Genomic DNA, 23501 nt, shown 5'->3' on the forward strand with positions numbered 1-23501 from the left:
GCCGGCTCGTCCGCTCCAGAGTCTTGATTTAGCGCAATATCTTAGCCACCAGACGATCCCGTCTGGTTGGACATTGCCCTAGCCGATCTTGCCGGTAATATAGTCCTCGGTCTGCTTCTCGCGCGGGCGAGAGAAGATGTCCTCGGTCCGGCCTTCCTCGATCAGCTTGCCCAGATGGAAGAAGGCGGTGCGCTGGCTGACGCGCGCCGCCTGTTGCATCGAATGGGTGACGATGACGATCGTGTAGTTGGCCCGCAGCTCGTCGATCAGCTCCTCGATGATCGCGGTGGCGATCGGATCGAGCGCCGAAGCCGGCTCGTCCATCAGGAGCACTTCGGGGCGGGTGGCGATGGCGCGGGCGATGCAGAGCCGCTGCTGCTGGCCGCCGGAGAGACTGGTGCCGGGCTCGGCGAGCCGGTCCTTCACCTCGTTCCAGAGACCCGCGCGCTTGAGCGAACTGACCACGACGGCCTCGAGCTCGGCCTTGTCGCGGGTCATGCCGTGGATCCGCGGGCCATAGGCGACATTCTCGAAGATCGACTTCGGGAAGGGGTTCGGCTTCTGGAACACCATCCCGACCCGGGCGCGCAACTCGACCACATCGACCTCGGGGTCGTAGATGTCCATCGTGTCGAGCAGGATCGAGCCGGTGACGCGGCAGATCGCGATCGTGTCGTTCATGCGGTTTATGGTGCGCAGGAACGTCGACTTGCCGCAGCCCGACGGGCCGATCAGCGACGTGACCTGGTTCGCGGGGATATCGAGGCCGACGCCGAAAAGCGCCTGCTTCTCGCCGTAGAAGACGGACACATCGCGCGCGCGGACCTTGACCATCGCCGGGGCGGCGGCCGGGGCCGTGGGGGATACCGAGGCGGCGCGGGACTCAAGCACCATGGTCATCTCTTTTCCTCATTCGGCGCTACCAGGTCCGTTCGAGCCGCTGGCGCAGGAAGATCGCGATCGCATTCATCACGATGAGAAAGCCGAGCAGGACGAGGATCGCGGCCGAGGTTCGGGACGCGAAGCCGCGTTCGGGGCTGTCGGCCCAGATATAGATCTGGGTGGGCAGCGCCGTCGAGGCCTCCAGGACGCCGCCGGGCGGGTTGGTGATGAAGGCGTTCATGCCGATCAGGAGAAGTGGCGCGGTTTCGCCGAGCGCGTGGGCGAGACCGATGATGGTGCCGGTCAGGATGCCGGGCAGGGCGAGCGGCAGGACATGATGCATCACCACCTGATGCTTCGAGGCGCCGACGCCATAGGCCGCCTCGCGGATCGAGGGCGGCACCGCCTTCAGCGCGTTGCGGGTGACGATGATGATGGTGGGCAGCGTCATCAGGCTGAGCACCATGCCGCCGACCAGCGGCGCCGAGCGTGGCAGGCCGAAGATCTGGATGAAGACCGCGAGACCAAGCAGGCCGAAGACGATCGAGGGGACGGCGGCGAGATTGTTGATATTGATCTCGATGAGGTCGGTGATCCGGTTGCGGGGCGCGAATTCCTCGAGATAGACCGCCGCCGCGATACCGACCGGGAAGCTGATCACGAAACAGACGAGCAGCACGTAGAACGAGCCGACGATGGCCCCGGCGAGGCCGGCTGTCTCTGGGAAACGGCTGTTGGAATTGGTGAAGAGCCCCCAGTTGAAGGGCCGCGACACCCGGTCCTGGGCGACGAGCTGGTCGAACCATCCGATTTGCTCGTTGGTGACGCGGCGGCGATCCTCGGGCGTGTCGCGATCGACGAGGCCCTTGTTCAACTGGTCGAACGGGTCGGAGGCGGGGATTTCGAGGGTGAGAGTGCCGCCGATCACGCTCGGGTCGGCCACGACGACGTCGCGGACCATGAACTGCGTGTTGGGCGTCAGGATGCCGGCGATCGCCTTGGCCTCGGCCGGTGAGCGCGGGCCGGGCAGCAGTGCTGCGACGCCGTTCTGAGTGATCTTGCGGAAATTGCCCTTTTCCGGCTGCGCCGGATCGACGAGGTCCGCCGGAATGGCGAAATCGACGCGAACCATCGTCTGGGTGAAGGCCGGATAGCCGCCGATGACCAGGGTGGTGATCAGGACGCCGAGGAGCCCGAGCGCGGTCAGGATCGCCGCCATGCCATAGGCGCGCAGCCTGCGGTCCGCCGCGTAGCGTCGCCGGCGGTGGGCGGCGGCGGCGGCGGTGGAACTCGGATGCGGCGGAGCGGCGGTATCGGTCATCGGTGGCGGGTCAATCGTATTGTTCGCGATAGCGCCGCACGATGGTGAGCGCGATCACATTGAGGCAGAGAGTGGCGATGAAGAGCACGAGGCCGAGCGCGAAGGCGGCCAGCGTTTTTGGGCTGTCGAACTCGGTGTCGCCGACCAGCATGGTGACGATCTGCACCGTCACCGTCGTGACGGAATCCAGCGGATTGATGGTCATCGAGGCGATGAGGCCAGCCGCCATGACGACGATCATCGTTTCGCCGATCGCGCGACTGAGGCCGAGGAGGATGCCGCCCATGATCCCGGGAATCGCAGCGGGCAGCAGGACGTGGGTCATGGTTTCCGCCGGGGTCGCGCCCATGGCGAGCGAGCCGTCGCGCAGGCTGCGCGGCACCGCGCGGAGCGCGTCGTCGCTGAGCGAGGAGACGAAGGGGATGATCATCACGCCCATGACCACCCCGGCCGCCAGCGCGGAGTTCGGCGAGGTGGCGAGGCCGAGGAGCGAGCCGCTGGCGCGGATCGCGGGTGCCACGGTCAGGACGGCGAAGAAGCCGTAGACCACGGTCGGAACGCCGGCGAGCACTTCGAGCATCGGTTTCACGAAGGCGCGGATCCGGGCGTCGGCGTATTCCACCAGATAGATCGCGGTCAGGAGGCCGATCGGGACCGCCACCGCCATGGCGATCACCGAGATCACCAGCGTTCCGAGGAAGACGGGCACCGCGCCGAAGGCCCCGGCGCCGGCGATCTGGTCGGCGCGGATGGCGATCTGCGGCTCCCATCGCAGGCCGAAGAAGAACTCGTGGGCGGGGACCAGGCGGAAGAAAGCCGAGGCTTCGTAGACCAGCGAGGCGATGATGCCGAGCGTGGTCAGGATCGCCACCAGCGAGCAGGCGATCATGAAGCCGGAAAGCGCCTTCTCGACCCGGTTGCGGGCGCGAAACCTCGGGGTCAGCCGCCGCGTCGCGACGAAAAGACCGATCAGCATCAGCGCGAGGGCGACGACGACCATCGCCGCGGTGGCTATCGTGTTCCAGCGGCCGAGGTCGGCGGCGGCCGCGGCGATCTCGGGCGAGGGCTCCTTGAACAGGCGGCCGGCGGCGACGTTGTGGATTTCCGGGACGACGAGGTCGCGGTCCGCCGGGGCGAGGCCATCGAGAAATCCGGCAGGCAGGCGCGCGAGAAGCAGGTGGTCGATGACCGCGCCCCGCAGGCTGATCCAGAGCAGGACCAGCGCCAGCGCCGGTACGCCCACCCAGATCGCCACATAGGCGCCGTGATAGCTTGGGACGGAATGCATGTCGGCGCCGGAGGCGGCGAAGCGCCGGCCCGCCGCCCCGCCCACGTAGTAGGCGACAAGCGACATCACGAGGATTGTCAGGAAGAGATAGCCGAGCACGGGCGGGCATGTCCTCGCGAAAGAGGGGGCGCGGATCGATCCGCGCCCCCCGCTCAAGGTCAGTTGAAGCGGTCGAGCCTGGTTCCGGCGGCGACCGAGGCGCGCACTTCCTCGCGCCCGGCATCCGACAGCGGGATCAGGCCACGCTCAGGCAGATAGCCGTCCGGGCCGAAGCTCTCCTCCGAGACATATTCGGTGAGGAACTCGTCGAGGCCGGGGATCACGCCGCGATGGGCGTTCTTGACGTAGATATAGAGCGGGCGCGAGACCGCGTAGGCGCCCGAGACGATGGTCTCGGCGTTTGGCGCGACGCCATCCACCGCGACGGCCTTCAGCTTGTCGGTGTTCTCGTAGAGGAACGAATAGCCGAAGATGCCGAGCGTGGTCGGGTCGGATTCCAGCCGCTGCACGATGAGATTGTCATTCTCGCCAGCCTCGATGAAGGGTCCGTCCTGGCGCATCCGCTCGCAGACCTCGGCCTCGCGGCTCTCGTCCAGCGCCTCGATCGCCGGGAAGGTCGCGCAACCCTCGTGCATGACGAGTTCGACGAAGGCGTCGCGGGTGCCCGAGGTCGGCGGCGGGCCGAACACCTGGATCGCGCTGTCCGGCAGGGACGCGTCGATGTCGGACCATTTCCGGAACGGATTCGGGACGATCCTGCCGTCCACTTCGACCTCGGATGCGAGCGCCTGGAAGATCCGCGCCTTGCTGAGATCCATGTCCGGGCTGTTGATCGAATGCGCGATCGACAGGCCGTCGTAGCCGAGCAGAACCTCGGTGACGTTATCGACGCCCTTGGCGACGCAAGCCTCGTATTCGGAAGCCTTGATCGCGCGCGAGGCGCCGGTGATGTCGGGGAACTGCGGGCCGACGCCGCCGCAGAAGATCTTCATACCCCCGCCGGTGCCGGTCGATTCGACCACCGGCGCGGGGCCGCCGGTCATGCCCGCGAACTGCTCGGCCACGGCCTGGGTATAGGGAAACACCGTGGAGGAGCCGACGATCCGGATCTGATCGCGGGACTGCGCCAACGCGCCGGCCGCCGTCGCGGCCAGGATGGCCAGGGCGGCGCCGGACCTAGCGGCGTGTTTCATCGGAAGTCCTCTCGGGCTGCGTGAACGGCGTCACGAACGAACAGGGACGGAGCCGAAAGACCCCGCCGGAGCGCGCAGACCCTAGAGCGTTCCGATGATGCTTGTGCATCATTTTTGCGACAAATTAATGACGCGGCAAGCTTTTGAAATTTCGTGATTTATGGACTGAACCGGTCGAGGTGCGCGTCACGCGCCCGCGCGCGGCGGATCGATCCCGCCGCGAGGGGCGGTCGGGGCGTCGATATGGGAGGCGTTCCGGCGGACCACGGACCAGATCATGCGGCGCAGCCGTTCTATTTCGATCGGCTTGGTGATGAACTCGTCCATGCCGACTTCTCGCGCGCGGTCGCGGTTCTCCAGCATCGCATCGGCCGACAGGGCGATGATCGGCGTGCGGCCGCGCGACTGCGCATGCTCGCGCCGACGGAGTTCACGCGTGGTCTCGAAGCCGTCGAGTACCGGCATCTCGATATCCATGAGCACCACGTCGTATGGCCGCTTCTCCCAGGCGGTCAGGGCCTCGGCGCCTTGGCTCACCATGTCGAAGGTCATCCCGAGCTTGCGCAGGAAGAGGGTGAACACGAATTGGTTGGTCGCATTGTCCTCGACGACGAGGACATGGGGCACGCCGAGTTCCTCGGGATCGTCGTCGTCGACATCGGCGTGGACCTCGGGCGCGTCGACCGTGCGGGTCGGCAACTCGACCAGGAAACGCGAGCCGCGGCCAAGACGGCTCTCGACGCGGATGCCGCCGTCCATCTGCTGGCAGAGGCGCTTGGCGATTGCGAGGCCGAGGCCGGTGCCGCCGAACCGCCGCGTGGTGGAACTGTCCGCCTGCACGAAGGGTTGGAACAGCTTCTCGATCGCTTCGGCCGACATGCCGATCCCGGTGTCGGTGACGCAAATGCGCAGGACCTGCCCCTCCGGCTGGTCCAGCACCGAAACCTCGACCAGGACGCGCCCGGAATCGGTGAACTTGATGGCGTTGGCGATGAGATTGACCAGGATCTGGCGGATGCGCACCGGATCGCCCTCGCAATAGGGCTCGGGCGCGGTGACTTTCATCTCGAGCGTCAGACCCTTGGTGGAGGCGAGCGGCGTGAACAGCACGCGCGCCGCCTGGGCGAGGTCGGGCAGGTTGAAGGTGGTGGTTTCAATGTCGATCTGGCCCGCCTCGATCTTCGAGAGATCGAGGACGTCGTTCAGGATGTCCATCAGCGACTCCCCCGACGTGATCATCACGTCGAGGATTTCCGTCTGTTCGGGCGACAGTTCGGTGCCGGCGAGGATCGAGGCGAGGCCCAGCACGCCATTCATCGGCGTCCGGATCTCGTGGCTCATCGTGGCGAGGAAGGCGCTCTTGGCGAGATTGGCCTGTTCCGCCGCCTTCTTCTGTTCCCGCAGCGCGGCGGCGAGCGCGCGCGCCTCGTCAAGCAGGCCGGAGCGCATTTCCGCGGCGAGCAGCATGTCGAGCGTGCCGTCGGTCGGAGAGAAATCCGAGAACTGAAGCTGCGGTCCGCTGTCGACCTTCTCGACATCCGGAATGTGGCCGAGCATCAGCCAGATGCCGTCACGCCGCACGAGCGGTATGCCGCGCATCCGCAGCGCGCGGGGTGGTATCATGCGTACGATGATGGGCCGTCCGTGGGTGCGCAAGGCATCGACGTTTTCGACCTGAGCCGGGCGCTCGACGCGGAAGCGCGAGAAAAACGCCGAACCGACGAGGTCGGGCGCGGAATGTTCGATGATCGAAGGGCCGGCGGCGATGATGCACCCGTCCGAACCGAGGTGAAGATAGGCGGGGAACAGAACCGACAATTCGGTCTCATCGAGCATCAGGGCTCCCTGCTCGGAACCGACGATCGCGCGGATCCTATGCATCATGGATGATCCGCGTGATCTCGAACACGACCCCGTCGGGGCAGGCGCCGTAGTCGATCGTCACCGATTCATCGAACCGCTCGGCGACGGCGCTGAGAATGCCCTGCACGAAGGGTTCGAGGCCGTCGCGTTCTGAAACATAGAGCACCTGGATGTGCCGGGAGTCGGATTCCAGCACCTGGAAGGAGGGCAGGGAGGCGAGCGGCATGTTCGACTTGATGCTCGCATGCATCCGGTCGAGGTTCTCGATGAAGCTTTCGAGATCGTCGCCCGCCATGCGCAGGACGCGACCATAGGCCGACGCGCCGGCGAAGGTGATCCAGAAGCGGCCGAATTCGTACAGCGCCTGGTCGATCGGCAGGGAAAGCCGCTTGGAAATGACATTGACCAGCGACAGCGTATCGGCGTCGGAATAGTAGTCGACGCCGATGAAATGGTGGCCGGACAGCCCGTGCGACGCGGCCAGGGCTTCCCATTCCGCCTCGCCGAGATGCGCGACGGCCATGTCCCGCGCCGCCTGATGGATCATCCCGTACACTGCCTGCCTCTCCATCGATCGCGGCCACCGGAGGGCGGCGGAGCACGAGCGGCACCTTCCCGGGCCTTGCGCGGATGCTCTGCCACGGCCGTGTTGGCGATGCGTTAACAACTATTGGGATAGTATTCCAATGGTTAAACGGTGGTTAACGAATGCGCGCGCAAGCGAAAAAGGATTGGCGAGGGGTTGAGTGATGAGCAAGTTTGGCGCGGTCGATCGAATCTACCACGAGGATCCGGAGGACGTATCGGCGAGCGGCATCGCAGATCCGTTTCCTGTTCACGACAAGCTCTCTAAAATTGACGTGGTATTGATCAAGGACAGCTGGAACAAGTTTCTGGCATTTGATGAAATGCTGACCGAGATGTTCTTCGAACGCCTCGTACTGGATGTTCCGGAAATCGCCGACCAATTCGGCGCCGCTATCGATCAGGCCGCGGCCGAGTTCCTCAAGCTGTTCGACCTCGCCGTGCGGGCCATCGATCCGCGCACCGAGACCGTCCTGCGCGAGGCCTATGCCAGCGCGCCCGGCGCTCGTGCCGCGCGCAGCAAGACGATCGAGGAATGCGGCGCCTTCTTCTCGACCTATGGCCTTACCCCCGACCAGTGGCGGATGGCGCAGAACACCTTCCTCTGGGCCTTCGGCAAGGTGCCATATCTCGAGGATTTCGAGCGCGAGGATCTGGCGCGCAAGGGTGAATCCGCGCTTGGTCGCTTCTTCGCCATGGAAATCGCCGGGCCGATGATCGCCCACGCGATCGCCGAGGACCGCGCCCTCTCGCCCGAGATCATCGCCGAGATGCAGGCGGGCGCCGAGAAGATGCTGAGCCAGCCGCAGGAGGCCGGTATCTTCTTCTACCAGACTCTGTTTCGCACCTTCCCCGAGGTTCTGCGCCATTTCCGCACGGCGGACATGGACATGCTGTCGCGCCACCTGATCGAGACCGTGGTGTTCCTGAGCCGCGTGGCGACCAAACCGCGCAGCCTGCGGACGGAATTGCGCAATCTCGCCTCGGTTCATCAGGTGAACCAGATCCCGACCATCGACTATCCGAAACTGGCCGATCCGCTGCTCGAGACCCTGTCGACGTTCGGACTTCCGCTGAACGACCGGATGCGTCGGGGATGGTCGGTGTTGTTCGGACGGGTGATCCGCGTCATCTCCGAGCCGATGGCGCAGCAGGAACGCCTCGGCGAAGCCGCGCGCGAATTCATCGACCAACTGGCCGAGGAACTCGCCTGGCCCGCGACCAAGGTCGAGAAGCGCTGGTCCGAGATTAGCCACGAGATCCGCGCGACTGGCACCTATACCCAGACCTACGAAGAGATCGAATACGGCGCCAAGCTCGCCTGGCGCAACGCGCCGAAATGCATCGGCCGGATCAGCTGGAAGAACCTGATCGTGCGCGACCGCCGGCACGTGACCGAGCCGGACGCGATCTTCGCCGAATGCGTCGAGCATCTGCGCGCGGCCACCAACGGCGGCAATATCGAGATCGTGCTCACCGTGTTCCGGCCCACCCGGCCGCAGGAGCGCTGGGGGCCGCGCATCTGGAACAGCCAGCTCATTCGCTACGCTGGATATGCGCTGCCGGACGGGACGGTGATCGGCGACCGGGCGAATCTCGATCTCACCAGCGCGATCCGCAAGCTCGGCTGGCTCCCGCCCGAGAGGCCTTCGAATTTCGACATCCTGCCGCTGGTCATCGACGTGCCGGGCCACGAGCCCCGGCTCTACGAGCTGGACAAGGCGGACGTGCTCGAAGTGCCGATCAGCCACCCGAGCGAGCCGAAGGTGGCCGCGCTCGGCCTCAAATGGTGCGCGGTTCCCGCGATCGCCAATTTCCGCATGGAGATCGGCGGCATCGACTACGGCTGTCTGCCTTTCAACGGCTGGTTCATGGGTACCGAGATCGCACGCAACCTCTTCGAGGAAAAGCGCTACGATCGCGCCGCCGAGGTCGCCGAGACCTTCGGCCTTGACACGTCGAGCGAGATGACGCTCTGGCGCGACCGGGCCTTCCTCGAGCTCAATACCGCCATCCTCCATTCCTTCAGCCAGGCGCGCGTGACGCTCGTCGACCATCAGACCGCCTCGCGGCAGTTCATGATCCATGACCTGCGCGAGAAGAAGGCGGGGCGCGAATGCCCGGCGCAATGGTCCTGGATCGCGCCGGCGGCCGGTGGCTCCACCACTCCGGTCTGGCACCACGAGACCCGCGATTTCCACCTCCGCCCCTGCTACAGCTACGCCGCCGACCGCTGGGCGGTGGTCGAGCGCGACATCGGGCCGGCGCGGATCCTGATGCCGGTCCAGCAGAAGACGCGGCGCCCGCTGATCCTCTACGCCTCGGAAACCGGCACCGCCGAGGGCTACGCCCGGCAGGCGGCCCGACGTCTCGCGCCGCTCTCGCCCGTGGTCCTGTCGCTCGACGAGGTCGATGTCGACACGCTGCCGCGCGAGTCGCTGGCGCTGCTCATCACGTCGACATGCCGGGACGGCGAAATCCCGGCGAACGGAAAGGCGCTGATGGAGTGGCTGTCGAGCTGCAAGCCCGGTGCGCTGCGCGGCCTGGGCTTCGCGGTGCTCGGCATTGGCAACCGGATCTATCCGAACTACTGCGCGGCCGCGACCGGTTTCGACGCGGCGCTGGAGGCGGCGGGCGGCGAGCGCCTGTCCGCGCTGACGCTCGCGGACGAGATCGCCGGCCAGGCCGACACCGTCAAGCAGTGGCTGGAAATGTTTGCCAAGCTCTGGTCCGCCGACGGCCAGAGGGTGAAGGCCCGGCGCGCGATCGTCGAACTGATCCCGCCGGCGCGCTCCATCGAGTCCGACCCGGCGAATGTCGGCATCGTCGCCTTCAACAGCGAGATGCTGTCGGCCGAGCCGGGTGGCAGTCGCTCGACCCGCCATATCGGCATCATCCTCGCCGACGGGGCGCCGGCCTATGCGCCGGGCGACCATCTGGCGATCCATCCGGCGAATCCGGCGCATCTGGTCGAAGGCGTCTGCCGCCATCTCGGCCTGCCGCCGGAGGGCTGGTTCCGCGTGCTCGGCGCCTCGACGCCGACGCTCGAACGCTATCGCGACGGCTATCCGGTGCACCGGCTGCTCGCCGAGGATCTCGACCTGATGATGCCGGACGCGCCGGAGGAGCTGATGGCCACGATGCGCGCGGTCAGTTCCGATCTCGACGATCAGGCGCAGCTCGCCAAATGGCTCGACGTACTGAATCTCGAGGAGGCCAATCCGGCCCGGCGCCAGCTGCGCGGGTGGCTGCGCGACACCTACATCACGCTGCTCGACCTCTTCGACGCCTTTCCGCAGTCGATCCCGTCGCTGGACCAGCTGATCGAGCTTCTGCCCCGCATGAAACCACGCCTCTATTCGATCGGCTCGAGCCCGCTCTGGCACCCGCGACAGGCGCGGATCATGACCGGCGTCCTCAATGTTCCGCAACGGGACGGCCGGGTGCGGCGGGGGCTCTGCTCGCACTATCTCGCGGCGCGCAAGCCGGGCGACCAGGTCCGGATCACCCTGCGCTCGGCGCCACGCCGGCTGCCGGCGGAATTCGCGGGGCCGTTGCTGCTGGTTGGCGCGGGCACCGGCGTCTCTGCCCTGTTCGGCATCCTGCAGGATCGGGTCGCGCGTCAGGTACGCTCGGACCGCGACAATCCGGTCGCGCTCTATTTCGGCTGCCGGGGCGAGGACGAGTTCCTCCAGCGGCGCCACCTGATCGACTGGCGCGAGCAGGGCTTCCTTGGCCATCTCTCGGTCGCCTACTCGCGGCAAGGCCCGGCCAAGGCCTATGTACAGGACGCGCTCGACGAGGACGGTGCCACGGTCTGGGACATCCTCGGCCGGCCGGACAGCCGGTTCCTGATCTGCGGCGACGCCAAGATGGCGCAGGATGTCGAGGAGCGCGTGCTGCAGGTTCTGCAGCGTGAGGCGGGCTTCTCATACGCCGCCGCTGTTTCGTTCCTGCGCGATCTGCGCGCCGATGGCCGCTATATCGAGGATGTCTGGGGCGTCCAGCTCAACAGGGACGTGGCACTGCCCGAGATGGTTCGCGCGAAGTACGATCAGGGCTCGGGATGGCTGATGCGGCTGCAGCGCGCGCTGACCGGGCGCAAGCCGAGGACCGGCTCGATCGTCCAGTACTAGGCCTTTCGACCGGCCGCTCCGAGAGGGCGGCCGGTTGTTTTCACGGCGTCCGCCGTCTAGCCTTTCCTCCACCCGGTCGAAAGGTTCCCATGACGAAAGAGCGCAGCCTGCAGATCCGCGACGCGGCGGTTCTCGTCACCATGGACGACGCGCGGCGCGAGATCGCGGGGGGATGCGTCCATATCGAGGGCAACCGGGTCGTCGCCGTCGGCACCCGGGCCGACATGCCCGAAACGGCGGACGAGGTGCTCGACCTCGCCGGCCACGTGGTGATCCCGGGGCTGATCAATACCCACCATCACATGTACCAGAGCCTGACGCGGGTCGTGCCCGCCGTGCAGGATGGCGAGCTCTTCGGCTGGTTGCGCGGGCTTTATCCGATCTGGGCGCGGCTGACGCCGGAGATGATCGGGGTCTCGACCCAGACGGCGATGGCCGAGCTCCTGCTGTCGGGCTGCACCACCAGCTCGGACCACCTCTATGTCTATCCGAACGGCTGTCGGCTCGATGACAGCATCGCGGCGGCGGCCGAGATCGGCATGCGGTTCCACGCCGCGCGCGGCTCGATGAGCGTCGGCGAGAGCAAGGGCGGGCTGCCGCCTGATTCCTGCGTCGAGGAGGAAGAGGCGATCCTGAGGGACAGCCAGCGCCTGATCGAGAGCTACCACGATCCCGAGCGGTTCTCGATGCTGCGGCTGGTACTGGCGCCCTGCTCGCCCTTCTCGGTCTCGACCGACCTGATGCGCGCCTCGGCCGAGATGGCGCGGGCCTACGGGGTGTCGCTGCATACCCATCTCGCCGAGAATGACAACGACATCGCCTACAGCCGCGAGAAGTTCGGGCGGACACCGGCGCAATATGCCGAGGATCTCGGCTGGCTCGGGCATGACGTCTGGCATGCGCATTGCGTGAAGCTCGACGCGCCGGGCATCGCGGCCTTCGCCCGCACCGGCACCGGCGTCGCACATTGCCCCTGCTCGAACATGCGCCTCGCCTCCGGGATCGCGCCGGTGCGCCGCATGATCGACGCCGGCGTGCCGGTCGGCCTGGGAGTCGATGGTTCGGCCTCGAACGATTCGAGTCACATGCTGGGCGAGGTTCGCCAATCGCTGCTGTTGCAGCGGGTCGGGTTCGGGCCGGATGCGATGACCGCGCGGCAGGCGCTGGAGATCGCGACCCGGGGCGGCGCGCGTGTGCTGAACCGCGATGATATCGGCCATCTCGCGCCCGGGATGGCGGCCGATCTCGTCGCCTTCGACCTCTCCGGCATCGGTTTCGCCGGCGGGCTGCACGACCCGGTCGCGGCGCTGGTCTTCAACGCGGTGCCTTCGGTCGCCTTCGCCGTCGTCAACGGGCGGGTGGTGGCGCGGGACGGGCAACTGACCACGCTGGATCTCGGGCCGCTGATCGAGCGGCACAATCGTCTCGCGCGGACGCTGGTCAACGGCTAGCGGGGTCCGATCCGGCAGACCAGGCAGCGGCGGCGCGGGAAAATTTGCCATGGGAAACCGGGGATTAACCAAGGAGCGCTAGGACGGTTGCGATCAACGGTCCCGGGAGATTCCCCATGTCCGCAGCCCGGTCCGGCCTCTGGCCGCGCCTCCTGCTCGCGCTGGCGTTCGCCGCGCAATCGCCGGCCGCGAAGGCCAGCGACGCCGAAGCCCAGACCGCGCTTTGCGATCGGGCGATCGTCCGGGGTGCGACGACGGCCGGTATTCCGGCCTCGGTGCTGAACGCGGTGTCCCTGACCGAAACCGGGCGCAACCAGGGTGGACGGCTGCGGCCCTGGCCCTGGGCGATCAACCGTGAAGGGCAGGGCTACTGGTTCGCGACGCGCGAACAGGCGCTGGCCTTCGCACAGGCGAGTCTCGCCGAGGGACGTACCAGCTTCGATGTCGGCTGCTTCCAGATCAACTATCGCTGGCACGGGCATAATTTCCCGTCCTTGGAGGCGATGTTCGACCAGGAGGCCGGGGCCGACTACGCGGCGCGGTTCCTGCGCGATCTGCATGGCGAGCTTGGCGACTGGTCGCGGGCGGCGGGGGCCTATCACTCGCGTACCCCGGAATATGCCCAGATCTATCGCGCGCGGTTCGACCGGATCCTCGCCAGCGTCGGCGACGCGCCGCTCGTCGTCACCGGCGACGTGGGGGCGAGCCCGGCCGCGGAGCCGGCGACGCCGCGCAAGAGCCGCGTCAAGCTGGCCCGGCCGCCGCTGATCATCACCATCGACAAGCGCCAGTTCGCTCCGCCGCTGGCGGCGAAGGGCGAGCGTGCCTCGGCGGAACCGCCGGTACCCGCCGTGCTGCTGTCGCGCAACGAGATGCCGCGTCCGACGAGCGCTTTCTGAGGGGGTGAGCGTGGCAATTTTTACACCTGCGACCGAAGCCAATAGATGCGCCAGCGGGCTGTTAACTGCCCGTAAATATTTTGCTGTATTTATGCGATAAGTTTGGAAAAAACTGTCAGTATTGATTGCTTGAAATTCAAGTGATCATGTGGCACTACAAAAAACTGTGAGTAACACACGCCCCCGAAGACGTGAAAATGGAGAGTGAGACATGAAGTACAACTTTAATTTCGCCAAGCGTCTTCTGAAGGACGACAAGGGCGCCACCGCGATCGAATACGGCCTGCTGGCCGCGCTGATCGCCGTCGTGATCATCGCCGCCGTATCGACGCTGGGCGGCACGCTGCGCGACACCTTCACCGACGTGAACAGCTATATCGCCGACCCGTCCACCGCGCCGACTGGCGAAGAAGAATAAGGCTCCCGATACAGCGCCCCGGCCGGAGCCATCACGATCATGCGTGTCTTCCTCCTGCTCTTCGCGGCGCTGATCGTGGCCTGTGGCACCGGCTACTACGCCTATCTCGGGACGCGGCCGCCAGCGGCCGCGCCCGTCGCCGTGAAGGTCGCGCCGCCAAAGCCGACCGAGGTCTTCGTCGCGGCCGACCAGTTGCCGACGGGCACCATCCTGCGCCCCGATAGTCTCGGGCGCATGGCGCTGGCAAAGTCCGCGGTCACCGAGGAAATGATCCTGGCCGACGACGAGGGCGAGAAGCTGCTGCTTGGCAGTGTCGCGCGCCAGACGCTGCCGAAGGGCATGCCGATCGCGCGTTCCGCGACCGTCCAGCCGGGCAATCGCGGCTTTCTCGCCGCCGTTCTGCCTCGGGGCAAGCGCGCGGTTTCGATCCCGATCAGCGAAGTAGCCGGCGTCAGCGGCCTCGCGCTGCCTGGCGACCGGGTCGATATCATCCTCACCTATTCGGTGACGGCCGAGCTGATGGACGAAAAGCGCGACATCCATGCCAGCGAGACGGTGGCGCGGAATCTGCGTGTCCTCGCGCTCGATCAGCGGCTGAGCCAGACGCACAGTCTCGAAGAGAAGGTGAAGGACCTGCCGGTCGCCGACACCGCGACGCTGGAAGTGACGCCCGCCGAGGCCGAGACGATCACGCTCGCCACCACGCTCGGAACCCTGTCGCTGGTGCTGAATTCGGTGCGCGACGGCGGTGACGACGAAGCGACGGAGCCGGGCCGCGATCCTCTGGAACGCGTCTCGGGCCGGATGTCGAAGCCGCTCGACGCCCACCCCTCCATCTCCCGGCCGATGACCCTCGATTCCGAAGTGACGACGCTGCTCAACCGGCACAATGACGAGCGGGTCGCCGACCGGATGCGCGCCTTCCCGGTTCAGGTCGTGCGCGGGCGGAAGAGCAGTGGGCTGCTCTATGGTGGCGACGCCGCCACGCAGCCCGAGAAGGCGGCGGAAGCGCCGCCGGAAGCGGTCAACTAGGGCAATGTCCGACCGGCCAAGCCTGGCCGGCGACGAGGACATTGCGACAGAACTGAACACTGGAGCGGATGGCCCGGGCGAGGCCGGACTCCGCTCCGGACCGAGCAGAACGTTCGAGTTTGGAGTAACGCGGTGCCTGGACCCCATAGACTGCTGGCGGCGATCGCCGCCGCGCTGACGCTCCAGCCGGTCAACTGGACCGCGCCGGCCGATGCCTTCGAACTGGTCGAGCCGCAGGTCGAGAAGTCGATCACAGTGGTGATCGGCGCGGGCCAGCTCATCAAGGTCGACAGCGAGTTTTCGAGCCTCTTCGTCGCCAATCCCGAGGTGGCGGATATCGAGGTGAAATCGCCGCGCCTGCTGTACCTGACCGGCGTCGGCGTCGGCGAGACCACGCTGTTCGCCGTCGATGACCAGGACAATGTGCTGATGTCGGCGAACATCCGGGTGACGCACAATACCGAGGCGCTGAAGGCGGGTCTCGCGCGGGTCGCACCGGGCAGCGATGTCACCGCGACCACGGTCGATCAGTCGCTTGTCGTCACCGGCGAAGTCAAGAGCCCGGAGGTGGCGGCAAACGTCATGCAGGTGGCGAGCCAGTTCGTCGATGATCCGACGCGCGTGGTCAACCGCATGACGATCAGCGCGCCGACCCAGGTGAATCTTCAGGTCCGCATCGCGGAGATCAGCCGCAACGTCGATCGCCAGCTCGGCATCCGGTGGGGCGCGGTCGGGGTGAATACCGGCGGCTCGCTGCAATTCGGGCTGGTGGGCGGCGGCGGTCCGACCGGGGGCTACGATGTCGGTGTCTCCTATACCGGCACGCAGGTCTCCGTCGACTTCCTGTTGCAGGCCCTGGCCGAGGACGGGCTGGTCTCGATCCTGGCCGAGCCGAACCTGACGGCCCGCTCGGGCGAGAGCGCGAGCTTCCTCGCCGGCGGCGAGTACCCTTACGCCGTCGCCCAGGAGGGCGGGCAGAACACCATCACCTTCAAGGACTACGGCATCGGGCTCAATTTCACCCCGACGGTGCTCGACGGCAACCGGATCAGCCTGCGGGTCGCGACCCAGGTGAGCGAGCTCAGCTTCGCCCAGAACGCCGAGGTTCCCTCGCTCGTCAGCCGGCGGGCGGAGACCACGGTCGATCTCGGCAGCGGCCAGAGCTTCGCGATCGCGGGTCTAATGCAGAACAGCTCGTCCCAGAACGGGTCGAAAATGCCGGGGATAGGGTCGATTCCCGTGCTCGGCGCGCTGTTCCGGTCCTCGGGCTTCAAGCGGGGCCAGACCGAGCTCGTCATCATCGTGACGCCGATCATCGTCAAGCCGGGTGGGGGATCGCGCAAGATGGCGACGCCGGTCGACAATTACCGCCCGCCGAACGACTTCGAGCGCATCCTGCTCGGCCGTTTCCAGGCGCAGGGCAAGTCCGACCAGGTCAAGAACAGCGTCGGGCGGCGCCGGTTGCAGGGCGCCTCGGGCTTCGTGTTCGAATGAGGGCGCGGGAGATGAAGCCTTTCTGGATATGCGCGGCGCTGGCACTGGCTGGATGCGCCGATCAGCCGATCGCGAGCTTCGAGGTTCCGCGCTATGCCGACACCGGCGCGCAGGCGCAGACCGATCTCTACTTCCGGCCCGGAACGAGCGAGCTGGCGAACGGCGAGCAGGCGCGTCTGCGGGCGTTCCTGAGCGCGCAGGTGCTGCGGACGACCGACGACGTGGTGGTGGATATTCCGTCCTCGGGCGTTGCAACGGTGGATGCGCGCCGGGTTCAGGTGACACGCGGCGCCGTCGGGCCGGTGCCGGCGCGTGTGCGTCTCGTTGGCACCCCGGGCTTTGTCTATACCAATCCGCGGCCCGACGCGGCGTTCGTGCAGGTGTTGCGCCACGACCAGGTGACGGTCGATTGCGTCAACAGCGGACGCGACGCCTTCGAGACACAGATGCTGACGCCCTTCCCGGCGATCGGCTGTGTCAACGCGATCAACCGCGCCGAAATGGCGGCGGAGGTGCGCGACCTGACCGCGCCGCGCGTACTTGGCGCCACGGACGCGGTGACCGGCGTCGCGGCCGTACGGCGCTATCAGACGGGCCAGACCAAGCCCGCTCCATTCGGTCTGGGGGATTGAGCGATGGCACAGGCGGCCGCGCGCACGACGATGGTCTTTGACGACGACGATGACGGGCGCGAGCCCTTCGCGGCCTATCTCGCCGACGATGCCTCGCAGGCGGCGGCGCAGGCGGTGGCGACGCAACGCGGCTGGTCGACATCGAGCATCCGCAAGGGCGGACTCGCCGCCGCGCTGCGCCTGCTCGGCGTCGCTCCGCCGGCGCGATTCGTCATCATCGATATCGAGGGCCTTCCGATCGAGGAGGTCGAGGCGGGGCTGATCGAACTCGCGCGGCTCGGCTCGCAGGTGCTGGCGCTCGGCTCGATCAACGACGTCAACTATTTCCGGCGGATCATGCGCACCGGCGCGCGCGACTATCTCGTGAAGCCGGTGGACGCCGATGTGCTCGGCGAGGTCTTGGTTCGGCTGGAGCAGCCGGGCGACGGGGTCAAGCCGCTTGGCCGGGTGGTCGGCATGATTGGCGCGCGGGGCGGGGTCGGGGTGACGACGATCGCCATCAACACCGCCTGGATGATGGCCGAACGGTTGAGCCGGCGCACGGCGCTGGTTGATATGGACATCTATGCCGGCAATATCGCCCTCGCGCTCGATATCGAGCCGACGCGCGGCCTGCGCGAGGCGTTCGACGATCCCGAACGGGTGGACCAGGTGTTCCTGCAGAACGCCATGGCGAAATTCGGCAAGAGCATGCACGTGCTGGCAACGGAGGAGGCATTCGACGACGCGGTGCGGATGACCGACGAAAAGGTCCTGATGCTCGCCGACACGATGCGCGCGAATTTCGACATGTCGATCCTCGATATCCCGCGGCATTTCGTGATGCGCGAGCCGCTGCTCTTCTCGCGCTGCGACGATATCGTCATCGTGACCGAGCTGACGCTGCAGTCGTTGCGGGACGGGAACCGGCTGGCGCGGCTTCTGCTGACCCGAAACCGGCAGGCGAAAATCCATCTCGTGGCGAACCGGATCGGGCCGAAACCCGACATCACCGCCAAGGAGTTCGAGACTGGCATCGAAGCGAAACTCCGCTGCGCCTTTCCGCTCGATCCCAAGGCAATGGCGCGGGCGAGCCTGAAAGGCCAGCCGCTGGCCGGTTCGGAGCCAAAGCATCGCATGATCGTCGATCTGCACCGCCTGTGCATCGAGCTCGCCGGCGTCCCCGAAGAGGTCAAGACCAGCTTCTTCAAGCGCCGGATCGGCAGGAAGTAACCCGCCATGGAAGACGGGTTCGACTCCGGCCGCCTGACCGCCGCGCATGATTCGATCTCCATGCTGCGCTCGGCCGCGACCGAGCGGCTTCGCCAGATGCTCGGCGCCGAGGGGATCGCCGCGACGACACCCATGGGCCTCGCCGAGAAGGCGAGTGACATCCTCGCCGAACTGATCGCCCCGCGCGAGGCCAAGCCGAGCCTGATCGACCAGCGCCAGATCCTGCGCGGTATCATCGAAACGCTGCGCGCCGAGGCGGCCCCGGCCCCGGCCGCGGCCGAGGCCGAGGCCGAGCCGGTGGATCCGCTGAACGATCCCCTGGCGGAAAACGAGACCAAGAGCGCGCCCGAAGCCAAGAACAAGCGCGCGATCATGGTCAAGGCCCAGGTCATGCCGCTGCTCATGCAGCGCATCGATATCTCGGTCGCCTCGGCCCTCGGCCCGGACGAGTTGCGGCTGCAGATCGCCGAGATCGTCGAGGAAATCATCGTCGATCTTCGGATCCAGCTCAACGCCGTCGAGATGCGGTCGATCGTGCGGCTGCTGGTCGATGACATGGTCGGGCTCGGCCCGCTGGAGCCGCTGCTCGCGGACGAGACCATCACCGACATCATGGTGAACGGCCCGCATCAGATCTATGTCGAGCGCCGCGGCAAGCTCGAAATCACCGACGTGACCTTCCGCGACGACGCGCATGTGATTCATGTCGCGACCCGCATCGTCACCGAGGTCGGCCGCCGGGTCGATGAATCGACACCGCTGGTCGATGCCCGGCTCAAGGACGGCAGCCGCGTCAACATCATCATTCCGCCGCTGGCCATCGACGGGCCGACCATCGCCATCCGCAAGTTCTCCAAGAAGGAGATCACCCTCGACGTCATGGCGCGGCAGGGGAACGTCTCGCCCGATATGGCGACCGTGCTGAAGATCGCCGGCCGCGCGCGGCTCAATATCCTGATCTCGGGCGGTACCGGCTCGGGCAAGACCACGCTTCTCAACGCCATGAGCCGGATGATCGACCATGGCGAGCGTACGATCACCATCGAGGACGCCGCCGAACTGCAGTTGCAGCAGCCGCATGTGGTGCGGCTGGAGACCCGGCCCGCCAATATCGAGGGCGAGGGCGAGATCACCATGCGCCACCTCGTCAAGAACGCGCTGCGCATGCGGCCCGACCGCATCATCCTCGGCGAAATTCGCGGCGAGGAAGCGATCGACATGCTGCAGGCGATGAACACCGGCCATGACGGCTCGATGGGGACCATCCACTCGAACACGCCCCGCGACGCGCTGACCCGGCTGGAAAATATGGTGGCGATGTCGGGCTTCAAGCTGCCGGCCGAGGCGGTACGCGAGCAGATCCAGTCCGCCGTCCATCTCATCGTGCAGATCAGCCGCATGCGTGACGGCAAGCGACGGATCACGCAGGTGACCGAGATCACCGGCATGGAGGGCGAGGTCGTCACTACCCAGGATCTCTTCAAGTTCCATTTCGACGGCGAGAACCCGGACGGCACACTGGCCGGTCGCTTCGAATGTTCCCGCCTCAGGCCGCATTTCCTGCCGCGGGCGGAATATTTCGGGCTTGGCCGGCGGCTGCTGGAGGCGATGGGATGTCAGGAGTGAACGCGACGGTCGTCGTCCTCTTCGTCCTGTCGGTTTCCATCGTAGTCGGTCTCGGTCTCTTCGTGATCGCCGTCGTGCTGCGGGCCAAGGCGCGGCACCGTCGGCGGCTCGGGCGGGTCAGCCGCCGGCGCATGTCGGGTCGGCTCGATATCGAGGAGGCGCGCATGAGCCTGCTGCGCCAGAAGCAGGAATCGAACGCGCTCGTCGGCCTGTCGAACGCGCTCGCGCGGTTCGTGCCGCTGCTCGACACCACACGGCTGCGCGCCAACATCAGCCGGGCGGGCATGTCGCTGTCGGTCGGCGCCTTCATCCTGTTGTCGCTGGTCGTCGCGGCCGTGCTCGCCGTTGGCGGCGCGGTTGCCACCGGCTATCCCCTGGCGCTGCTCGCGATCCCTTCGGCGCTGGCCGGCATGTTCCTTGTCGACGCCTTCGTGAACTTGCGCGGCGACATGAAGTCGGCGCAGTTCATGCGGCAGTTGCCCGACGCGCTCGACACCATCATCCGCGGCATCCGCTCCGGCCTTCCGGTCATCGAATGCGTCGGCACGGTCGGACAGGAATATGACGAGCCGATCGGGGACTATTTCCGCAGCATAAGCGAGCGGGTTCAACTCGGCGAGTCGCTCGAAAGCGCGCTCTGGCGGGTCGCACGGGTGATCGATCGGCCGGAGATGGATTTTCTCGCCATCTCGATCTCGATCCAGATCGAGACCGGTGGCAGCCTCGCCGAGGCGCTCGGCAACCTCGCCGACCTGCTGCGCCAACGGCAACGCATGAAGCTGAAGATCAAGGCGATCTCGTCCGAGGCCAAGGCGAGCGCCATGATCATCGGCGCGCTGCCCTTCATGATGCTGGGTCTGCTCTCCTTCATGAGCCCGGACTATGTCATGCCGCTTTTCACCGATCCGCGCGGCCACATGATGCTCGGCGCCGGCCTTGGCAGCATCTCGCTCGGCGCCTTCGTGATGTGGCGCATGACCCAGTTCGAGATCTGACGGGGCGCGCGGCATGGTTCTCACCCCCGCTGTCATCTATTCGCTCTCCGGCACGCTGATCCTCGCGCTCCTGCTGTCGGGGATCGCCATGTGGGTCGCCGGGCGGCGGACGCGGGCGCAGCGGGTGCGGGCCGCCATCGGCAAGCGATCGAACCGCAATCTCGAGGCTGCGAACCTGCGCAGCGCCCAGAGCCAGGCTTGGCAGCGTGGAATGCTGAATTTCATGCGCGCGGCCACGGCGAAACTCTCGATCATGAAGGATCGCCAGACCCACGACACGCGCCTGCTGCTGGTCAGCGCCGGCTATCGCAGCCGCGACGCGATCGTGGTCTATACATTCTTCAAGCTGGTGGCGCCGCTCGCCTTCATGGCCGGGGCGGCGCTCTATGTCTATGGCATCGACCCGATCGGCAAGGGCGCGCTGCTCGACATGGCGGCGGTCATGGCCGCGGCGCTGTTCGGCAGCAAGCTGCCCGACATCATCCTCAAGAACAAGCGCGACAAGCGGCTGACGAGCATCCGCAAGGCGCTGCCGGATTCGCTCGACATGCTGGTGATCTGCGCCGAGGCCGGGCTCGCCTCGGACGCGGCGCTGAAGCGCGTGGTGCTCGAGACCGGGCGCAAGTCCTCGGTGCTGAGCGAGGAACTGAACCAGACGGCGATGGAGCTGGCTTTCATGCCCGAGCGTCGCATCGCGCTCGAGAACCTCGCCGAGCGCGCGCCGTTGCCGGCGGTGAACGCTTTCGTCAACACGCTGATTCAGGCCGAGAAATACGGCACCCCGCTGGCGCGCGCCTTCAAGGTGCTAAGCCAGGAACAGCGGACCGAGCGCATGCTTCGCGCCGAGGAGAAGGCCGGCCGCCTGCCGGCTACGATGACGGTACCGATGATGATCTTCATCCTGCCCGCGCTCTTCATCGTGCTGATCGGACCGGCCGTGCTCGACATCATGGACAACTTCATCGGGATGAAGTGACGGCCTCACCCCGGGCGCGACCCGGCGCCCCCGGCCTGAACCGGGGGCGCGAGGCTCAGGCGACTCAGGCGAGCTCCAGCTCGACCAGCAGGTCCTTCGCGTCGATCTGCGCGCCCGGCGTGACATGCACCGCCTTGACCGTGCCCGCCTTCTCGGCGTGCAGGCCGGTCTCCATCTTCATCGCCTCGATGGTCAGCAGCATGTCGCCCGGCTGCACCGCCTGGCCGACCACGACCGCGAGCGTCGCCACCACGCCCGGCATCGGCGCGGCGATCTGCCCGGGATTGCCGGGCTCGGCCTTCGGGCGCTTCGGCGCGGCGGCGGCGGCCCTGCGGTTCGGCACGCGCACCGTGCGCGGCTGGCCGTTCAGCTCGAAGAACACGCGCACGTCGCCTTCCTCGTTGGTCTCGCTCACCGCCGACAGGCGCAGCTCGATCGTCTTGCCCGGGTCGATCTCGATCGAGGCCTCCTGTCCCGGCTCCATCCCGTAGAAATAGATCGGAGTGGGCAGGGTCCGCACCGGACCATATTCCCGATGCCGGTTGAAATAGTCGGTGAAGACCTTCGGATACATCAGGTATCCGTTGAAATCCTCGTCGTCGATGGTCTCGCCTTCGCGGACCAGCTTCTCGACGTCGGCGCGTAGTTTGCCGAGATCGGCGGGTGCCATGACCGCGCCCGGCCGCTCGGTAGAGCCCGCGTTGCCCTTCAGAACCTTCATCTGCAAGGCGGGCGGCCAGCCTCCCGGTGGCTGACCGAGGTTGCCTTTCATCATGTCGACCACGCTGTCCGGAAAGGCGACCTCGACCGCCGGATCCTCGACCTGCTCACGGCTGAGGTTCTGGGCGACCATCATCAGCGCCATGTCGCCGACGACCTTGGAACTCGGCGTCACCTTGACGATGTCGCCGAACATGCGGTTCACCTCGGCGTACATGTGCGCCACCTCGTGCCAGCGCTCCTCCAGCCCCATGCTGCGGGCTTGCGCCTTGAGGTTGGTGAACTGGCCGCCGGGCATCTCGTGGAGGTAGACCTCGGAGGCGGGAGCCTTCAGGCCGGCCTCGAAGGCGGTGTACTGGGTGCGGACGGCCTCCCAGTAGTCGGAGAGCTGGCGGATCGCCTCGATGTCGAGACCGGTGTCGCGGTCGGTGCGGGCGACGGCCTCGACGATCGAGCCGAGGCAGGGTTGCGAGGTGTTGCCGGAGAAGCTGTCCATCGCGGCGTCGACCGCATCGACCCCGGCGCGGGAGGCGGCGAGGATCGAGGCGGCGGCGATGCCGCTGGTGTCGTGGGTGTGGAAGTGGACGGGAAGGCCGACCTCTTCCTTCAGCGCCTTGACGAGGGTGAAGGCGGCGGCGGGCTTCAGGAGCCCGGCCATGTCCTTGACGCCGAGGACATGGGCGCCGGCGGCGGAAAGCTCCTTCGCCATGGCGACGTAGTACTTCAGGTCGTACTTGGCGCGGGACGGGTCGTTGATGTCGCCGGTGTAGCAGATCGC

The 23501-nt window shown here is 66.7% G+C and carries 18 protein-coding genes; 11 read left to right on the forward strand and 7 right to left on the reverse strand.

Features of this window, described 5'->3' with window-relative positions; translation table 11 throughout:
* Positions 1-78: 78 nt before the first annotated feature.
* From pstB to Q0480_RS10115, 6 genes are all read right to left on the reverse strand, one after another.
* Entirely contained in the window at positions 79-834 is a 756-nt protein-coding gene (pstB, locus tag Q0480_RS10090; protein ID WP_299132584.1) for a phosphate ABC transporter ATP-binding protein PstB, read from the reverse strand.
* 85 nt (positions 835-919) lie between these two features.
* Complete coding sequence (pstA, locus tag Q0480_RS10095) at positions 920-2203, reverse strand: phosphate ABC transporter permease PstA (RefSeq protein ID WP_299132552.1); 1284 nt, start codon at positions 2201-2203, stop codon at positions 920-922.
* A 10-nt stretch (positions 2204-2213) separates the two neighbouring features.
* Positions 2214-3590 (reverse strand): phosphate ABC transporter permease subunit PstC, encoded by a 1377-nt coding sequence (gene pstC, locus Q0480_RS10100; RefSeq protein ID WP_299132555.1) that lies wholly within the window; start codon positions 3588-3590, stop codon positions 2214-2216.
* Positions 3591-3649: 59 nt separating this feature from the next.
* On the reverse strand, positions 3650-4684 hold the full coding sequence (locus tag Q0480_RS10105) for a substrate-binding domain-containing protein (protein WP_299132558.1): 1035 nt from the start codon (positions 4682-4684) through the stop codon (positions 3650-3652).
* A 186-nt stretch (positions 4685-4870) separates the two neighbouring features.
* Positions 4871-6565 (reverse strand): ATP-binding protein, encoded by a 1695-nt coding sequence (locus tag Q0480_RS10110; RefSeq protein WP_299132560.1) that lies wholly within the window; start codon positions 6563-6565, stop codon positions 4871-4873.
* Complete coding sequence (locus Q0480_RS10115) at positions 6558-7094, reverse strand: heme NO-binding domain-containing protein (RefSeq protein ID WP_299132587.1); 537 nt, start codon at positions 7092-7094, stop codon at positions 6558-6560. Before Q0480_RS10115 ends, Q0480_RS10110 begins: the two co-directional genes overlap by 8 nt.
* 202 nt (positions 7095-7296) lie before the next feature.
* Here Q0480_RS10115 and Q0480_RS10120 point away from each other — a divergent pair, with 202 nt between their 5' ends.
* The 11 genes from Q0480_RS10120 to Q0480_RS10170 all read left to right on the forward strand — a co-directional run bounded on the left by Q0480_RS10120 (position 7297) and on the right by Q0480_RS10170 (position 22003).
* Positions 7297-11268 carry a nitric oxide synthase oxygenase gene (locus Q0480_RS10120; RefSeq protein ID WP_299132562.1) on the forward strand — a complete coding sequence of 1324 codons (3972 nt, stop codon included), beginning with the start codon at positions 7297-7299 and terminating at the stop codon, positions 11266-11268.
* Positions 11269-11357: 89 nt separating this feature from the next.
* Positions 11358-12719 carry an 8-oxoguanine deaminase gene (locus tag Q0480_RS10125; protein WP_299132564.1) on the forward strand — a complete coding sequence of 454 codons (1362 nt, stop codon included), beginning with the start codon at positions 11358-11360 and terminating at the stop codon, positions 12717-12719.
* A gap of 116 nt (positions 12720-12835) precedes the next feature.
* A complete protein-coding gene (locus tag Q0480_RS10130) occupies positions 12836-13618 on the forward strand; it encodes a lytic transglycosylase domain-containing protein (protein ID WP_299132565.1) in 783 nt (260 codons plus the stop codon).
* Between the two features lie 211 nt (positions 13619-13829).
* On the forward strand, positions 13830-14036 hold the full coding sequence (locus Q0480_RS10135; protein WP_299132566.1) for a Flp family type IVb pilin: 207 nt from the start codon (positions 13830-13832) through the stop codon (positions 14034-14036).
* Between the two features lie 39 nt (positions 14037-14075).
* Positions 14076-15068, forward strand: a complete 993-nt coding sequence (cpaB, locus tag Q0480_RS10140) for a Flp pilus assembly protein CpaB (protein ID WP_299132567.1) — start codon at positions 14076-14078, stop codon at positions 15066-15068.
* Between the two features lie 132 nt (positions 15069-15200).
* Positions 15201-16562, forward strand: a complete 1362-nt coding sequence (locus tag Q0480_RS10145) for a type II and III secretion system protein family protein (RefSeq protein WP_299132568.1) — start codon at positions 15201-15203, stop codon at positions 16560-16562.
* An 11-nt stretch (positions 16563-16573) separates the two neighbouring features.
* Complete coding sequence (locus tag Q0480_RS10150) at positions 16574-17194, forward strand: CpaD family pilus assembly lipoprotein (protein ID WP_299132569.1); 621 nt, start codon at positions 16574-16576, stop codon at positions 17192-17194.
* Positions 17195-17197: 3 nt separating this feature from the next.
* Positions 17198-18406, forward strand: coding sequence for an AAA family ATPase (locus Q0480_RS10155; RefSeq protein ID WP_299132572.1), 1209 nt, complete (start codon positions 17198-17200; stop codon positions 18404-18406).
* Positions 18407-18412: 6 nt separating this feature from the next.
* Positions 18413-20032 carry a CpaF family protein gene (locus Q0480_RS10160; RefSeq protein ID WP_299132574.1) on the forward strand — a complete coding sequence of 540 codons (1620 nt, stop codon included), beginning with the start codon at positions 18413-18415 and terminating at the stop codon, positions 20030-20032.
* Positions 20020-21027 (forward strand): type II secretion system F family protein, encoded by a 1008-nt coding sequence (locus tag Q0480_RS10165; protein ID WP_299132576.1) that lies wholly within the window; start codon positions 20020-20022, stop codon positions 21025-21027. The genes Q0480_RS10160 and Q0480_RS10165 overlap by 13 nt, the downstream gene beginning before the upstream one ends.
* 13 nt (positions 21028-21040) lie before the next feature.
* Entirely contained in the window at positions 21041-22003 is a 963-nt protein-coding gene (locus Q0480_RS10170) for a type II secretion system F family protein (RefSeq protein WP_299132580.1), read from the forward strand.
* Positions 22004-22067: 64 nt separating this feature from the next.
* Here the strand turns inward: Q0480_RS10170 and Q0480_RS10175 are convergent.
* The coding region (locus tag Q0480_RS10175; protein ID WP_299132582.1) for a biotin/lipoyl-containing protein at positions 22068-23501 on the reverse strand (1434 nt) is incomplete at its 5' end.

The organism is uncultured Amaricoccus sp. (assembly GCF_937891315.1).
In the GTDB taxonomy this organism is placed as follows: Bacteria; Pseudomonadota; Alphaproteobacteria; order Rhodobacterales; family Rhodobacteraceae; genus Amaricoccus.

Bases quoted from the DNA above. Each gene is read 5' to 3' on its own strand.
- Q0480_RS10150 (WP_299132569.1), top strand. From the start codon at position 16,574: ATGAAGCCTTTCTGGATATGCGCGGCGCTGGCACTGGCTGGATGCGCC.
- Q0480_RS10170 (WP_299132580.1), top strand. From the start codon at position 21,041: ATGGTTCTCACCCCCGCTGTCATCTATTCGCTCTCCGGCACGCTGATC.
- Q0480_RS10110 (WP_299132560.1), bottom strand. From the start codon at position 6,565: ATGCATAGGATCCGCGCGATCGTCGGTTCCGAGCAGGGAGCCCTGATG.
- Q0480_RS10160 (WP_299132574.1), top strand. From the start codon at position 18,413: ATGGAAGACGGGTTCGACTCCGGCCGCCTGACCGCCGCGCATGATTCG.
- cpaB (WP_299132567.1), top strand. From the start codon at position 14,076: ATGCGTGTCTTCCTCCTGCTCTTCGCGGCGCTGATCGTGGCCTGTGGC.
- Q0480_RS10130 (WP_299132565.1), top strand. From the start codon at position 12,836: ATGTCCGCAGCCCGGTCCGGCCTCTGGCCGCGCCTCCTGCTCGCGCTG.
- Q0480_RS10115 (WP_299132587.1), bottom strand. From the start codon at position 7,094: ATGATCCATCAGGCGGCGCGGGACATGGCCGTCGCGCATCTCGGCGAG.
- Q0480_RS10120 (WP_299132562.1), top strand. From the start codon at position 7,297: ATGAGCAAGTTTGGCGCGGTCGATCGAATCTACCACGAGGATCCGGAG.
- Q0480_RS10155 (WP_299132572.1), top strand. From the start codon at position 17,198: ATGGCACAGGCGGCCGCGCGCACGACGATGGTCTTTGACGACGACGAT.
- Q0480_RS10105 (WP_299132558.1), bottom strand. From the start codon at position 4,684: ATGAAACACGCCGCTAGGTCCGGCGCCGCCCTGGCCATCCTGGCCGCG.
- Q0480_RS10135 (WP_299132566.1), top strand. From the start codon at position 13,830: ATGAAGTACAACTTTAATTTCGCCAAGCGTCTTCTGAAGGACGACAAG.
- Q0480_RS10125 (WP_299132564.1), top strand. From the start codon at position 11,358: ATGACGAAAGAGCGCAGCCTGCAGATCCGCGACGCGGCGGTTCTCGTC.
- pstB (WP_299132584.1), bottom strand. From the start codon at position 834: ATGGTCAAGGTCCGCGCGCGCGATGTGTCCGTCTTCTACGGCGAGAAG.
- Q0480_RS10165 (WP_299132576.1), top strand. From the start codon at position 20,020: ATGTCAGGAGTGAACGCGACGGTCGTCGTCCTCTTCGTCCTGTCGGTT.
- pstA (WP_299132552.1), bottom strand. From the start codon at position 2,203: ATGACCGATACCGCCGCTCCGCCGCATCCGAGTTCCACCGCCGCCGCC.